Raw genomic sequence first — 13,994 nt, 5'->3', positions numbered from 1 at the left:
TATGACCGTATCAAACGCCTCTGGCCCAGCCGACTTTTCCGATATGACGCTTGACGAGCTGCGGATCGCGCTTGCGCCTGATATCGCGGCTTCCGCCATTTTCGATGGCTGGAATGAAACCGCATTGGTGGCTGCCGCGGAAATGGCAGGCGCGGATGTCGATGTCGCAAAGCTCGCATTTAAAGGCGGCGCGATGGAAATGATCGAGGCATGGGTGACCAGCGTCGATCAGGCGATGGAAGCGGAATGGCCGCAGGAACGGCTGGCCGAATTGAAAATCCGTGAGCGCATCCGCGCCCTCGTCGCTTTCCGTTTGGAAGCGGTGGCGGACATTGATGAAGCGGTCCGCCGCGCAATGGCGATTATGGCGATGCCGCAAAATGTGCGCCGTTCGCTGAAGCTGGGCTGGCGCTCGGCCGATATCATGTGGCGACTGGCTGGCGACACGGCGACCGATTACAATCATTATACCAAGCGTACGATCCTTGCCGGGATTTACAGCGCGACTTTGGCCGTGTTCGTTAACGATGACAGCGAAGGCAAAGCCAAGACATACGAATTTCTGGATCGCCGCATTGACGGGGTGATGAAATTTGAAAAGGCAAAGGCCAAATTCACGAATTCCGACCGTGAAATGCCCAGCCTGACCCGGTTTCTGGGCCGGCTGCGTTACCCCAGCCGGTAATTAATCGAACACCGGTTCTTCGAACTGACGTGGAAAACGTCGGCAGCGCCTTACCAGCAAAGGCGCGCTTCCCTATGACATTCACGGAATCGCGAGTCTCCATACTTGAGTCGCGCGGGTAGATTGTATTTGGAAAGGGTGTTTCGATGGCGGGTTCGCTTAATAAGGTCATGCTGATCGGTAATCTCGGGGCTGATCCCGAAATCCGCAGCTTTCAGAATGGCGGAAAGGTCGCCAATCTGCGCATCGCCACCAGCGAGACATGGAAAGACCGCAACACCGGTGAGCGTCAGGAACGCACCGAATGGCACACAGTCGCGATCTTTTCCGAAGGTCTGGTCGGCGTGGTCGAGCGGTTTCTGAAAAAAGGCTCCAAGGTTTATATCGAAGGCCAACTGCAAACCCGCAAATGGCAGGATCAGCAAGGCAATGATCGCTATTCAACCGAAGTGGTTATTCGCGGTCTGAATGGCTCGCTCACTATGCTGGACGGTGCGCAAGGCGGCGGCGGAATGGGCGGCGGCGCGCGGTCCGGCGGCGGCGGCGGCGGCGGCGGCGGCGGCGGTGGCTATGGCGGCGGCGGAAGCGGCGGCGGCTCAGGTGGTGGCGGCTGGAACCAAGGCGGCGGAAGCGGCGGCTCTTCTGGCGGCGGTGCGGGCGGCAGTTCAGGCGGCGGCGCGGGCGGCTATGACGATCTGGACGATGACATCCCGTTTTGATCCGCCGGATAGGCAACAGGATTCAGCAAAAGCCTCGCAGGGAAACTTGCGGGGCTTTTTTTCGTCCGACTGCAATGTAAATAGTTTTTGACATTCTTGAGAATGTATATATCTTTTTACATCATGGTTTCGACAAGAGGGTTTGAGCAATGACGTTTCAAGGAAAATTCTGGTTGTGGGCAGCTATCGCATTCGGTGCCGCAGCGATCGCGGGCGTGGTGATCGGAAAGACGGTCCCAGCCAGTGGCGGCGTTGAAAATCCAGCCCTCGTCTTGCCGATGTTGTTGATGGTAGTCGCATTGGTCAGCGCCGCAACTTGGGTCTGGTGGCAAAAAACCGACGACATTCAGCAACAGGGTCAGCTGATTAGTTGGTGGTGGGGCGGAACATTCGGCGCTTTAGCCATGCTTGTGGTTTTGGTGGTCATGACTGGCCGACATAGCGAGATAAGCCTCGGAGCGACGTATCTGTTCCTCGCGGAGTTTGCCGGTTTTGCTGTTGTCTGGTGCGTCTGGAAATTGCGCGGTCGCGGGCCAGCAGAATGAAAAACCGGCTACGCGAAGTGCGCCGGGAACGCGGGCTTAATCAGGCCGATCTTGCCGAAACAATCGAAGTGTCACGCCAGACGATCATCGCGATTGAGGCGGATAAATATGATCCGTCGATGCCGATCGCCTACCGATTGGCGGCCTATTTCGATCTCGCGGTGGAGGATCTGTTTTTCAATCCGTGGAAAGGGCATTAGCCCTTTTTAAGCGCCGCCAACGCCTCGGCCAGGGGGCCGTCCTGTTGGCCTTCTTCCGCGATACCTGCGGTCTTTCGCGCTTCTTCGGCGTTTGGACCTTCGGCATAGGGATCAATCGCGAGGCCAAGCGTTTGCGCCACCGCTTCACCCAGATCAAAGGTGTCGCCCGAATACTCGATCTCGTCGCAATCATCCGCTTCAAGCTCGATTTCTTCGTCATGTTCCTGCGCCAATGTGCCTTCGGGGACAAACCGCAGGTCGAAGGGTTCGGATATTGTGACGGGGAAATCCTCGGCTGAAACCGCGCATAATTGCATGATTTTGGCATTCAGATGCCCGCGAGCCCGGATCGCTTTGCCTTTTTCTTCCACTTCGGCCGACGCGCGCAGGCTATTGATTGCTGATAAGGAGAATCGCCCTGACAGCCGTCTGCGCTCTGCCTCGTCGGCTTCAATGGTGATCGTCCCGCCGGGCAAGGGCCGGGCCTTGATCGGGCGTGAGAGTTCGGGATCGCTCACCGGATACCGCTCGCGTCCAGCATTTCCTGATCGCTATATTGCGCCAGCCGGTCCGACAGGCTCAGCAGTTTTTCCGCGACGCAAGCCGCGCCCGCAGTTTCGTCTGCGCCTTCTTTGAAATTGACATTCCGCCCGATCGCGCTCGTCAACTTTTCGCGGTCCTTGGCAACCAAAGCGCTGCGATACGTCCCAAGCCTGCCGCCGAGCACGCTCATCAATTTGCCGACATGTTTGCCAACCACCACATCATTGATGCCAAGCTCGCGCAGTTGAGCGTCCATGTCCTCGACGAAAAGTTCTGCCAAAAGAGCGCTTTCCGAGCGCATGTCGGTTGCCTCTATCCGCACCATGACAGTGCAAAGGATCGCTGTGATCAGATCAAACCGGCCATTGACCGTATCCGCAACACCGCATTCGGAATAGAATGATGGTTCACGCGCAAGCTCGATGACGCGGTGCCACAATGGGCGCACGCCTTCGCGCGGATCAGGGGCGGTGCCGAGAAGCTTGGATAGGAATGACATGGGTTTTATACTGCTTTCTTGCCGGAATTGTATCTATACAACCGGCCATCGCGAGCGGCGTTCCGCGTGAAATGCAGACATTCATCCGCAATTCAACCGGTTCACCCCATTTCGTGCATGCAGCGGCGTTGCATGGCCGCTGGCTTCGCCGTAAGGCCGTATGCACCATATAAGAATGCCGCGTGATTGCGGCAACGTAAGATCAGACGGGAATAGACGGGCACTATGAGCCAGAGACCACAAGTTTTGGGTTTTGCCGGTAAGGCGATAATTCTTGCAAGCGCGCTGTTTGCGCTCGGTGCGTGTGCATCGATCCAAGAATCGCGCGGCTATGTCGTCGATAGATTGCTGCTCGATTCGGTCCAGCCGGGGATCGATAATGAGCGTTCTGTACAGGCTACCCTGGGCCGCCCGACATTCGCCAGCCAATATGGCGAGCCAACCTGGTATTACGTGTCGAGCGTGACCGGACGCCGCCCGTTTGTCCGCCCTCGGATTGCGGCGCACACGGTTGTTGCTGTGAAATTTGACGAAGCCGGCAACGTGGCCTCTGTTGATCGCAGCGGTGTCGAAAAAGTCGTTTATCTCCAGCCTGACGGGGACAAGACCCCGACTTTGGGCCGTGAGCGCGGCTTCCTCGAAGATCTGTTTGGCAATATCGGCCAAGTCGGCGGTGCCGGGCCTGCACCTGGCCGTTAAGGCTTTTGCGGCCCCGCGCCGCGCTTGATCCGCACAATTCCAATCCCATATCGCCGTGTATGAGCAATGACACGGCGAGCCACGGCCTGATCCAGTGGCACGGAACGACGATTGTCGGTGTGAAACGCGGCACAAAAACCGTTATCGCTGGCGATGGTCAGGTTTCGATGGGCAACACCGTGATGAAGCCGAACGCGCGCAAGGTGCGCCGGATCGGCGAAGGCGGCAAAGTTGTGGCCGGTTTTGCGGGCGCTACCGCCGATGCTTTCACTCTGTTTGAACGGCTGGAGGCCAAGCTGGAGCAATATTCCGGCCAGCTGATGCGCGCTTCTGTTGAGCTCGCCAAGGATTGGCGCACCGATAAATATCTCCGCAACCTCGAAGCTTTGATGATTGTCGCTGATGAAGAAAGCCTGCTGGTGTTGACGGGCAATGGTGATGTGCTTGAACCCGAAGGCGGGATCGCAGCGATTGGATCAGGCGGCAATTATGCGCTCGCCGCGGCACGCGCGCTGTCTGATTACGAAGACGATGCCGAACAGATTGCGCGCAAAGCCATGGCCGTCGCAGCGGAGATCTGCGTTTTCACCAATGGCAATGTGACGGTTGAAACCGTCTAGTTTCCGCGAACTCGAATTTCAGGACATTATGACCGACACTCTCACCCCTCAGGCGCTTACGCCGAAACAAATCGTTGCAGCGCTGGATGATCACATCATCGGCCAGCAAGACGCCAAGCGCGCCGTTGCAGTGGCGCTCCGCAATCGCTGGCGGCGTCAGCGGCTGGGCGCGGATCTGCGCGATGAAGTCACGCCGAAAAATATCCTGATGATCGGTCCGACAGGCTGCGGCAAAACCGAAATCAGCCGGCGTCTGGCGAAATTGGCCGAAGCTCCGTTCGTCAAGATCGAAGCGACCAAATTTACCGAAGTTGGCTATGTCGGCCGCGATGTCGAACAGATTGCCCGCGATCTTGTCGAAGAGGCGATCCGGCTGGAAAAAGACCGCCGCCGCGAAGCTGTGCGCGAAACGGCGAGCAAGGCGGCGATGGACCGCTTGCTCGATGCGCTGGTCGGCCAGAACGCTTCCGAGGCCACCCGTGAAAGTTTTCGTCAGCGGATAGTCGACAATTCGATGAACGATACCGAGGTCGAAATCGACGTGACAGAGGCGCCCGCCATGCCATTCGATATGGGCGGCGCCGGCGGCAATATGGGCATGATCGACCTTAGCGATATGCTCGGCAAGGCGATGGGCAAGGCCCCGACCAAAAAGCGCAAGATGCGCGTGCCCGATGCATGGGACAAACTGGTCGAAGAAGAAGCCGAAAAGCGCATGGATCAAGATGACGTGGCGCGTGTCGCCCTGCAAAATGCAGAGACCAACGGCATCGTCTTTCTCGATGAGATCGACAAGATCGCCGTATCCGATGTGCGCGGCGGATCTGTCAGCCGCGAGGGCGTGCAACGTGATCTGCTGCCGCTTATCGAAGGCACCACCGTCTCGACCAAATACGGTCCGATGAAAACAGACCACGTGCTGTTCATTGCCAGCGGCGCGTTTCACGTTGCCAAGCCATCGGACATGCTGCCCGAATTGCAGGGCCGCTTGCCCATTCGGGTCGAATTGCGGGCGCTGACGGAAGCGGACTTTGTCCGTATTCTTTCGGAGACCCGCGCTAACCTGGTGGAACAATATCGCGCGCTACTCGGAACTGAGAAAGTGGAGCTCGATTTTGGCGAAGACGCGGTTCAGGAAGTTGCCAAAATCGCTGCGACGGTAAACGAGAATGTCGAGAATATCGGAGCGCGCAGGTTGCAGACAGTCATGGAAAAACTGCTCGAAGAAATCAGTTTCGAAGCCGAGGATCACGCTGGCGAGACGATTACCGTCGATGCCGCCTATGTGCGTGACCGGCTGGAAGGGCTGGCGGGCAACACCGATCTGTCGAAATATATTCTGTGATGTCCGAACCGGTCAGCGATCTTTCCGCGATGCTCGCAGGTATGGAGCCGCAGCTTCATCCTTCGCCTTACCGGTTTATCATGCAGAACCGCGCTGACGGGGCGATTGCGAAGTTTGACCACACCTTTGCGGTGATCCGCGAAACCGAAGGCACGACCTTCATCGTCAAAAGCGAAGAGGCCAGCGAAGCGGGCGATGAAAGCCCCGATTTTGCCCGTATAACATTGGCGGTCCATTCGGCTCTGGATGGTGTCGGGTTGACTGCTGCTGTGGCCAGAGGCCTCGCTGATCAAGGCATCCCCTGCAATGTGATCGCGGCATTCCATCATGATCATCTGTTTGTGCCATGGGACCGGCGCGAACAGGCGCTGGCGACGCTCACCGCCATTGCCCAAGACGCGCGTCGATAAGATTCGGCATTTCGTAGCGGCAAACCCGTTGACCACTTGAATGCGCCATGCGCGCACGCTCTAACACGGCGTGAAAGTTCAACGGAGACTGATTGTATGACAAAGACTTGGATGCTTGCGAGTGCTGCGGCGGCAGCTTTATTCGCAGGGGCGCCTGCCATTGCCGACGATCATTCAACCGACCCAGCTGCCCAGCTGACTGCACCGAAGATCGAATACACGATGTGGACCCTCGACAACGGGCTGCGGGTGATTGCGATTCCCGATACCGCAACCAGCACAGTAACCACCTCTTTATGGTATGATATCGGGTCAAAACTCGATCCCGAAGGTCGCAGCGGCTTTGCCCATTTGTTTGAGCATATCCTGAGCCGAAAGACCGAGAATATGCCGTATAATATGATTTACGGCCTGACCGCAGATATCGGCGGAACACGCAACGCATCCAACTGGGTCGATCGGACCAATTATTACGAGCAGGTTCCCGCTGCCTATCTCGAAACGATGCTGTGGACCCACCGCGAACGGATGGCCAAAGTGGTGGTCGATACCGAAGTGTTCGAAACAGAACGCGGCGTTGTAAAAGAGGAACTGCGCCAACGTGTGCTCGCGCCTCCCTATGGCCGTTTGCAGCGTTTTGTGATTCCGGAAAATGCCTATGACACGATGCCGCATCGCCGCCCGGGCATTGGCTCGATTGATGATCTGGACAGTGCAACACTGGATGACGCGCGGGCCTTTTACGAGGCGTATTACGGGCCTGATACCGCGACGTTGATCGTGGCGGGCAATTTTGACATGGCGCGGCTGCGCGGTCTTGTTGATGAATATTTTGCGGACATCGCGCCGCGCGCCAACCCGGTCGATCTCGCGATCACCGAACGCGATCCCGACATTACCGAGCCGCGCACTGTGAATGCGACTGCGCCGAATGTGCCGTTGCCGGTGGTGGGCGCGCTGTGGAAAGCGCCGCCTGTCACTCACCCCGATGCTGCCGCGCTCGAATTGCTGGAAGCGGTCCTTGTTCGCGGTGACAACAGCCGGCTGAACAATGCACTGGTGCGCAGCGGACAGGCGGTGCAAGCAGCCGCCAGCATTTCCATGTTCCGCGAAGCCGGACAGATTGCCGCCTATGCCGTTGTGCCGAACGAAGCGGCTATGGAACGGGCAAGCGCCACTCTTGATGCTGAAATCGAGCGGATTCGGACAGAGCCTGTCACCGCTGCAGAGCTTGCCGAAGCCAAAAGCGAAATCGTATCCAGCACACTGCGCCGCCGCGAAACTGCGCGCGGACAGGCTTTCGAACTGGGCGAAGCGCTGGTTTCGACTGGTGATCCGGAATTTGCCGACCGGCGGCTGGGTGAAATCACCGCAGTAACCGCCGAGGATATCATGCGCGTTGCCGCGACATATCTCGATCCGCAAAAACGCATTTCGATGACTTATATGCAGGGCGAGGATGACGCGTCAAAATATGCCAACCCTGTCGCCATGCCCGAATTTCGAACCCTGCCTCCTGCGCAGGGCGTAATCCGGCAAGTTGCGCCCGAAGCCGAACGCATGGCGCCTCCCGGACCGGGCCCGTCTCCCGAAGTTTCAGCACCTGAAATTGTCGAAGGGGCTTTGTCGAACGGTATCAAGGTGGTGGCCGTGCAGACCGGCGACGTGCCGATTGCCACCATTTCGATGATCGTGCCGGGCGGCTCCAAGACCGATCCGCGCGCGAAGGCCGGGATTGCCAATATGGCGGCCGCTCTTGCGGATAAAGGCGTGGAAGGGATGGATGCGTCGCAAATCGCTGCGAAGTTTGAAAGCCTTGGCGCGACATTTGGCGGCGGCGCAGGAAATGATGGCACCAGCTTTAGCCTGACTGCACCCGTTGCCAATCTGGGTGAAGCAGGGGCGCTGGCCGCAAAAATCCTGCGCGGTGCCAACTATCCCGCCGAAGAATTTGAACGCGAACGCAAACGCGCGATTTCGGGCCTTCAGGTTTCGATGAAAGAGCCGGGCGGTCTGTCGCAGTTTGTCGCCCGCGTCGCGATGTATGGCGATGCGCCGTATGGGTCCCAACCCGACGGAACGGCGGAAAGCCTTTCTGCAATCACCCGTGAAGATTTGATCGCGCACCGCGCATCCTATTTCCATCCTGATGCTCTGCAAATTGTCGTCAGCGGCGGGATCGCGCCTGAAATGGCAATGAAAATGGCAGAGGACATGTTTGGCGACTGGCAGGTTGCAACAGCGGCGGCGAAAGTTCCGGTTGAGGCCGCGGGCGCCGCGCAGCCTGTGCGCACGATTGTGGTCGATATGCCGGATGCGGGGCAGGCGTCGGTAATCGCCGCCGTTCGTGCACCGTCGCGCAAGGATGCGGATTTCTATTCGCTTGAATTGGCCAACAGTGTGCTTGGCGGCGGATCAAGCGGGCGATTGTTTGAGGAAGTTCGCACGAAACGTTCGCTCAGCTACGGCGCGTATTCCGGCTTTGCGGACCGGATGGACGAATCGATTTTGACCGCGAGCGCGCAAACGAAAAACGAAAGCGCCGACGAAGTGACCCAGATATTCCTCAACGAATTTGAGCGTCTGGGCAATGAACAACTGCCCGAAGACCTGCTCGCCAAACGCCGGCTTTATATGTCCGGCGGACATGCCCGCACTTTAGAAACCAGCGGCGGTTTCAACCGCATCGTTGCGACGTTGCTGGAACAGGGGCTGGAGCCAGCCGAAGCGGTGCGATTCGCGGCAAAGCTGGATGCCGTTGACGCAGATGAGGCCAGCGCCGCAGCGCGGACCTATATCGATCCGGCAAAGGCGACCATCGTGATCGTTGGCGATGCGAAACAGTTCATCGATGATCTGAGCGCGGTCCGCGATAACATTGAAGTGATCCCGGCAAGCGAGCTTGATCTGGCGTCTGCTTCACTGCGGAAACCAGCGGCAACCGCTGATGCGGCTGGCGGGCAATAAGGCAGTTGGCCGGAGCCGTTATTTAACCGCTTCGGCCGCTTCGGCCGCTTCGTTCTCGGGGTTCTCTGGGTTCTCTGGGCCCTCTGGGCTCTGATCCTCGCTTGAAACGGCATCGTCTTCATTGCTTTCGGCGGCCTGCTGCGCCCACATTTCTGTGTAAAGGCCATTGCGGGCTAGCAATTCGGCATGGGTGCCGCTTTCCGCCAGCTCGCCGCCATCCAGAACCAGGATCCGGTCCGCATCGGCCACCGTTGAAAGCCGGTGCGCAATCGCAAGCGTCGTGCGGCCTTCCTCAAGCCGTTTCAGAGTGCCGAGAATCTCGCGCTCTGTCCGTGTGTCCAGCGCACTGGTGGCTTCATCAAGCAACAGGATCGGCGGGTTTTTCACCAAAGTTCGCGCAATCGCGACGCGCTGTTTTTCACCGCCCGATAGTTTTAGCCCGCGCTCGCCCACTGTCGTCGCGAACCCATTGGGCAGCCGGTCGATCAAAGGCATCAGCGCGGCATCGCCCGCGGCTTTCGTAACCTGTTCATCGCTCGCATCGTGCGCGCCATAGGCAATATTGTAGGCAAGCGTATCGTTGAACAGAACACTGTCCTGCGGGACGATCCCGATCGCGCCGCGCACACTGTCCTGCTGAACTTTTGCGATATCTTGGCCGTCAATCAGAATGCGGCCCTGTTGCGGATCATAAAACCGGAATAACAGCCGCCCGATGGTGCTTTTACCCGCGCCCGATGGACCAACGATCGCGACAGAGGAACCGGCAGGCACTTCAAAGCTGAGGTTTTTCAGGATGGTCCGGCCATCTTCGTATTCAAAAGTTACATTGTCGAATGTGACATGGGGTTGGCGCACGATCAGTTCGGGGGCACCGGCTATGTCTTTCACTTCGACATCGGTATCCATCAGGCGGAACATCTCTGCCATATCGACCAGACCCTGGCGGATTGTACGGTAAACCCATCCCAGCAGATCAAGCGGGCGAAACAGTTGCATCAGATAGGTGTTCACAAACACCAGATCGCCAACGGTAAGCTCGCCTTTGCTCCATCCCCAAACGGTGTACGCCATCGCCGCTGCCATCAGGGAATTCGTGATCAAGGACTGCGTGATATTAAGCAGGCCAAGCGAATTTTCCGATTTCACAGCGGCTTCGGCATAGGCTTTCGCCGCGCCGGAATAGCGCGCTTCTTCGCGGTCTTCGGCGTTGAAGTATTTGACCGTTTCGAAATTCAGCAACGAATCAACAGCGCGGTGCAAAGCCTGACCATCAAGATCATTCATCTCGCGCCGCAGTTTGGTTCGCCATTCGGTGATCCAGCGGGTGACCGCGATGTAGAGAACAACAGTAAGAGCGGTCGCCGCGACCAATTCCCATCCAAAGTTGATATAGAAAATCACGCCGACCGCGATCAGCTCAAGAGCGGTCGGGGCAATGTTGAACAGCAGAAAATACAGCATCGAATCGATGCTTTTGGTGCCGCGTTCGATGATTTTGGTCACTTCGCCCGTGCGGCGATTGAGGTGGAACCTCAGGCTGAGCCGGTGCAACCGGTGAAACACGTCTTGGGCCAGGCTGAGCGTGGCGGCCTGACCCACGCGTTCAAATGCAATATTGCGCAGATTATCGAACAGCACCGAAGTAAACCGGCCCAATCCATAGGCCGCCACCAGCGCCAAAGCGACGGTTGCGCCGTCGCCGACCGGTCCCGCCATGGCATCGGCGGCGCCTTTATAGGCAAAAGGCAAAGCCAGCGTGACGCCTTTTGCGCCCAAGACAAAGATCAAGGCAAAGACAATTCGCCGGCGCAAGGACCAGTTATCTTTTGGCCAAAGATAAGGAAGAAACCGTTTAAGCGTCGCCCAGCCTTCGGCATCGGGCGGCGAGGTCGGTCGATCGGAAGAGGCTGTATCAGGCGGCATTACTTGCGCTCATGTGGGCGCGGCTCAGCCTATAAGCAAGCGCACAGGTGTAATGCCGTGCCGCGTATCAGGGGCGGAAGCGGCGCGAATACTCCGATAGCCTGCTGCGGCGCAGGGCGTGAGCGACATCACGCGGCACATCGAACAAGATCCGCTGATTGGCAAAATCGATCGCCACCCGGTCAAAGATTTTCAAATGCTGCATACCCAGAGATAATACCGGCTTGTCCTTCAGGCCGAGCTCTTCAAACGCTGGCGTATCGGCAAATGTGAGCGGCACATTCTCCAGCGCGAGACCCGCGATTTCAAGCGAACGGACATTGGCGAGATCGCCGGTCATGCTCACTCCGTTGACATCCATCGTCGTGACTTCCTGCAAACGCTTTGCCCTGATGCGGTCGCGCAGCGCATTATTCGCGATGCTGGCCTGCGCGCCTGTATCAATGATGACAGTCGCACGAACGCCTTCGACAACGGCATCTGTGATCAGCAACTGGCCAAGCTTTTGACGTGCCTTCACCACGATCTCAAAACCTGAACTCGATTGTTTCGTGGTCATGTCTTGCAAGGCGATTGTCTCCTCGCGGAAATCAATCATCACGCGAAAATCCTGAAGACTGTCGAGACCGATGATCCCGTCGGCACCCAGATGAGTGCGGCTTAGAACAGGAGCCGATAGGTTATGAATGGTGTGCGTACCCACCATCAGATTGTTCACTTCGACGATGTTGACCAGACGCCGGCTGGCCATGCCGACCAGAGTTGCGGTGCCGATCAGGGAAAGCGAAAGGCTGTCATTGATGCCATGCGTCACGGCCGTGGCCTGGCTGCCGGTGTCGATCATGAAATCGTACGGGCCCTCGCCATCAATTGTGACGGGGATGGTCAGGCGGCGATTGCGCCCTTCTTCGAGCGCCAAAATATCGGTGTTGTTGCTGGCCAAATCCGGGGCAACGGCTTCCTGTGTCACCGCTTTCGGCTGTGCGGGCGGCTCAACCGAATTCGCATTTGCAGCTGATACCGCAAATATCAGCGGTAATGCCGCATACGTCAGTGATCTGGCCATATCTCAATTCCTCTCCCAAGATTGAAGAGAGCATAACAGAGTAACGCGCCCCTCCCAAATGAGGCAGGGTCATTTTCGACGAACGGCCTAGATCCCGATATGACTTGGCGCAGTCGGGGTCGCAGTTTCACGCTGGCGCAGCATTTCCCAAGTCTCGCGAACGAGAGGGCGAAATCCGAACCAGAATGTCGCTATATATGTAAGCGCGCCGACAGCAGCGCTTGCGAACAGATCGGCCCAGGGCAATTCGAAAGCGGCGAAATGCTGCACCGTCACAACGGCTGCGGCCATCGCAGCGCAGGCGAGCGCAATCGGCGTAAGCTCTTTGACAAGAGCGATCGGTGACACACCGATCCGGGGCAGGGTCATTGCGAGTGTGACGGTCAGCAAGGCAGGCGCCGCAACCCACCACGCATGGACCAGCCCGATTGCGCCGGCATCACCTTCGAAAAAGCCGCCATTGACGCCCCATATATATGCAGTGGGCATTATGATCGCGCCGCAGATCGCCGTGAACAGGTAAACCCGCGGGCGGCCCATGGCATTTGTGACAGGGGAACAGATCAATTGCAGCGCAAAGGCCGGCATCACTAAAGCAAGCCCGCCGACTATCGGAACCATGCCTGCCCATTTCGCGCCAAACAAAGTAAGGATCGCCGCTTCGCTGGTAAGGGCAAGGCCGACATATATCGGTGCGCTGACAGTCATCACCATCCGCGCGGTTTTAAGGAAATATGGCCCGAGCGGTTTTTTGGCGCGGTGCAATTCAGAATAGGCTGCCAAAGCCACTTCATTGATCGGCGGTATAAACCGGCCAGTAACAATAAGGGTCAGGAACAGGGCCTCTGAATACAGGCCGAGATCGTGGGTGGACAGCAATCGGCCCGCAATCACGATGTCGCTCTGGCTTTGGATGATCCAGAACAGCTGGCATAGGGTCAGTGTCCCGCCAAATGTCACCATGTCCCACGCGCCATTGGGGTTGAAGATCGGTTTGATCCGAAGACCAGAGGCAATCGTCAGGCCGACAGCGCGGGTCACAAACATCGCAATGGGCGCGTAGACAAGGGCCCACACACCAAAGCCGAGCCATGCAAGCAGCAGCGCAAGGCAAGCGCCGATAATGGCGGCGGTTATGTTGACCGTTCCTTGCTTGCGAAACTGGAGTTGCCGCGCGAGCCATTCAGAGGGCAGGGCGATAAAGGGTATGGTGAGGAAGATGACCGCCTGAACGCGCAAGAGATCAGCCACCAATGGCTCGCCGAAATAAACAGCGGCATACGGCGCAAACAGAAACTGGGTGATCGCGAGCGAGCCATTGGCCAGCAGCAACATTCCGAACACCTGACTGACCCGGCGCTCATCGATTCGATCGGTTTGCACAATCGAGGTCGCGAAACTTTGACCATTGAGGAATGCGAGCGCGGTCAAAACAACCTGGCTCATCGCGAACAAGCCATAATCGCTCGGGTCGAGCAGGCGCACAACCATAATGGTGGAAGTCCACGTTATGATTTGCGCTGCGACCTGAGTTCCCCAACGCCACGCGACAGCAGACCGGACGCGCGATGCGAATCCGCTGTCACCGTCCGTATGATGCACATCGGTATTATATGCGCTTGTATGATGTGGGCGAACGCCATCGGCGCCGCTCGAATCACGAGCAGGGTGCGACTCACCGTCCTTAAGAGGGGTGTGAGAATCAGAATCAGGCATGTGTGCACTCATTAAGAGGCGCCCTAGGCTTAAAAGATGAAGATTTGGTCGGTT

14 protein-coding genes are annotated in these 13,994 nt (G+C 57.7%); 9 read left to right on the top strand and 5 right to left on the bottom strand.

The genetic code is table 11. The features are described 5' to 3' along the window. Position 1 precedes the first annotated feature (1 nt). The 4 genes from FGU71_RS02805 (at position 2) to FGU71_RS02790 (ending at position 2,149) form a co-directional block, all read left to right on the top strand. The gene (locus FGU71_RS02805; protein ID WP_142787158.1) at positions 2–685 is read left to right on the top strand and encodes a COQ9 family protein; all 684 of its coding nucleotides are present in this window, start codon (positions 2–4) and stop codon (positions 683–685) included. 146 nt (positions 686–831) lie between these two features. Next, positions 832–1,404, top strand: coding sequence for a single-stranded DNA-binding protein (gene ssb, locus FGU71_RS02800; RefSeq protein ID WP_142787157.1), 573 nt, complete (start codon positions 832–834; stop codon positions 1,402–1,404). 149 nt (positions 1,405–1,553) lie between these two features. Further along, positions 1,554–1,949, top strand: coding sequence for a hypothetical protein (locus tag FGU71_RS02795; protein ID WP_142787156.1), 396 nt, complete (start codon positions 1,554–1,556; stop codon positions 1,947–1,949). Beyond that, positions 1,946–2,149: a helix-turn-helix transcriptional regulator gene (locus tag FGU71_RS02790; RefSeq protein ID WP_142787155.1), complete on the top strand. Its 204-nt coding sequence runs from the start codon at positions 1,946–1,948 to the stop codon at positions 2,147–2,149. Before FGU71_RS02795 ends, FGU71_RS02790 begins: the two co-directional genes overlap by 4 nt. Here FGU71_RS02790 and FGU71_RS02785 read toward each other — a convergent pair. Both FGU71_RS02785 and FGU71_RS02780 read right to left on the bottom strand, forming a co-directional pair. Further along, the gene (locus FGU71_RS02785; RefSeq protein WP_142787154.1) at positions 2,146–2,667 is read right to left on the bottom strand and encodes a YceD family protein; all 522 of its coding nucleotides are present in this window, start codon (positions 2,665–2,667) and stop codon (positions 2,146–2,148) included. The genes FGU71_RS02790 and FGU71_RS02785 overlap by 4 nt on opposite strands. After that, the gene (locus FGU71_RS02780; protein WP_142787153.1) at positions 2,664–3,191 is read right to left on the bottom strand and encodes a ubiquinol-cytochrome C chaperone family protein; all 528 of its coding nucleotides are present in this window, start codon (positions 3,189–3,191) and stop codon (positions 2,664–2,666) included. Before FGU71_RS02780 ends, FGU71_RS02785 begins: the two co-directional genes overlap by 4 nt. A 225-nt stretch (positions 3,192–3,416) precedes the next feature. Between FGU71_RS02780 and FGU71_RS02775 the strand changes: the two genes are divergently transcribed. The 5 genes from FGU71_RS02775 to FGU71_RS02755 all read left to right on the top strand — a co-directional run bounded on the left by FGU71_RS02775 (position 3,417) and on the right by FGU71_RS02755 (position 9,232). Continuing rightward, on the top strand, positions 3,417–3,890 hold the full coding sequence (locus FGU71_RS02775; protein WP_142787152.1) for an outer membrane protein assembly factor BamE: 474 nt from the start codon (positions 3,417–3,419) through the stop codon (positions 3,888–3,890). Positions 3,891–3,949: 59 nt separating this feature from the next. Further along, positions 3,950–4,510 (top strand): ATP-dependent protease subunit HslV, encoded by a 561-nt coding sequence (gene hslV / locus FGU71_RS02770; RefSeq protein WP_142787151.1) that lies wholly within the window; start codon positions 3,950–3,952, stop codon positions 4,508–4,510. Between the two features lie 28 nt (positions 4,511–4,538). After that, on the top strand, positions 4,539–5,855 hold the full coding sequence (gene hslU, locus FGU71_RS02765) for an ATP-dependent protease ATPase subunit HslU (protein WP_142787150.1): 1,317 nt from the start codon (positions 4,539–4,541) through the stop codon (positions 5,853–5,855). Then, positions 5,855–6,265: an ACT domain-containing protein gene (locus tag FGU71_RS02760; protein WP_142787149.1), complete on the top strand. Its 411-nt coding sequence runs from the start codon at positions 5,855–5,857 to the stop codon at positions 6,263–6,265. Before hslU ends, FGU71_RS02760 begins: the two co-directional genes overlap by 1 nt. Positions 6,266–6,361: 96 nt before the next feature. Continuing rightward, positions 6,362–9,232 (top strand): M16 family metallopeptidase, encoded by a 2,871-nt coding sequence (locus FGU71_RS02755; RefSeq protein ID WP_142787148.1) that lies wholly within the window; start codon positions 6,362–6,364, stop codon positions 9,230–9,232. Positions 9,233–9,250: 18 nt separating this feature from the next. On the opposite strand, the gene FGU71_RS02750 is transcribed toward FGU71_RS02755, so the two are convergent. From FGU71_RS02750 to FGU71_RS02740, 3 genes are all read right to left on the bottom strand, one after another. Further along, positions 9,251–11,158 carry an ABCB family ABC transporter ATP-binding protein/permease gene (locus tag FGU71_RS02750; RefSeq protein WP_142787147.1) on the bottom strand — a complete coding sequence of 636 codons (1,908 nt, stop codon included), beginning with the start codon at positions 11,156–11,158 and terminating at the stop codon, positions 9,251–9,253. Positions 11,159–11,225: 67 nt separating this feature from the next. Then, the gene (locus tag FGU71_RS02745) at positions 11,226–12,224 is read right to left on the bottom strand and encodes a retroviral-like aspartic protease family protein (RefSeq protein ID WP_142787146.1); all 999 of its coding nucleotides are present in this window, start codon (positions 12,222–12,224) and stop codon (positions 11,226–11,228) included. 87 nt (positions 12,225–12,311) lie between these two features. Beyond that, positions 12,312–13,940, bottom strand: a complete 1,629-nt coding sequence (locus FGU71_RS02740) for a lipopolysaccharide biosynthesis protein (RefSeq protein WP_142787145.1) — start codon at positions 13,938–13,940, stop codon at positions 12,312–12,314. Positions 13,941–13,994 lie beyond the last annotated feature (54 nt).

This window comes from Erythrobacter insulae, from assembly GCF_007004095.1.
Taxonomy (GTDB): domain Bacteria; phylum Pseudomonadota; class Alphaproteobacteria; order Sphingomonadales; family Sphingomonadaceae; genus Erythrobacter; species Erythrobacter insulae.
Note: the sequence above shows the minus strand (reverse complement) of the source record. Positions and strands in the feature narration are given on the sequence as shown.

What these genes read in the sequence shown, in the direction of transcription:
- FGU71_RS02805 (WP_142787158.1), top strand. Translation starts at nt 2, where the DNA reads ATGACCGTATCAAACGCCTCTGGCCCAGCCGACTTTTCCGATATGACG.
- ssb (WP_142787157.1), top strand. Translation starts at nt 832, where the DNA reads ATGGCGGGTTCGCTTAATAAGGTCATGCTGATCGGTAATCTCGGGGCT.
- FGU71_RS02795 (WP_142787156.1), top strand. Translation starts at nt 1,554, where the DNA reads ATGACGTTTCAAGGAAAATTCTGGTTGTGGGCAGCTATCGCATTCGGT.
- FGU71_RS02790 (WP_142787155.1), top strand. Translation starts at nt 1,946, where the DNA reads ATGAAAAACCGGCTACGCGAAGTGCGCCGGGAACGCGGGCTTAATCAG.
- FGU71_RS02780 (WP_142787153.1), bottom strand. Translation starts at nt 3,191, where the DNA reads ATGTCATTCCTATCCAAGCTTCTCGGCACCGCCCCTGATCCGCGCGAA.
- FGU71_RS02775 (WP_142787152.1), top strand. Translation starts at nt 3,417, where the DNA reads ATGAGCCAGAGACCACAAGTTTTGGGTTTTGCCGGTAAGGCGATAATT.
- hslV (WP_142787151.1), top strand. Translation starts at nt 3,950, where the DNA reads ATGAGCAATGACACGGCGAGCCACGGCCTGATCCAGTGGCACGGAACG.
- hslU (WP_142787150.1), top strand. Translation starts at nt 4,539, where the DNA reads ATGACCGACACTCTCACCCCTCAGGCGCTTACGCCGAAACAAATCGTT.
- FGU71_RS02760 (WP_142787149.1), top strand. Translation starts at nt 5,855, where the DNA reads ATGTCCGAACCGGTCAGCGATCTTTCCGCGATGCTCGCAGGTATGGAG.
- FGU71_RS02755 (WP_142787148.1), top strand. Translation starts at nt 6,362, where the DNA reads ATGACAAAGACTTGGATGCTTGCGAGTGCTGCGGCGGCAGCTTTATTC.
- FGU71_RS02750 (WP_142787147.1), bottom strand. Translation starts at nt 11,158, where the DNA reads ATGCCGCCTGATACAGCCTCTTCCGATCGACCGACCTCGCCGCCCGAT.
- FGU71_RS02745 (WP_142787146.1), bottom strand. Translation starts at nt 12,224, where the DNA reads ATGGCCAGATCACTGACGTATGCGGCATTACCGCTGATATTTGCGGTA.
- FGU71_RS02740 (WP_142787145.1), bottom strand. Translation starts at nt 13,940, where the DNA reads ATGCCTGATTCTGATTCTCACACCCCTCTTAAGGACGGTGAGTCGCAC.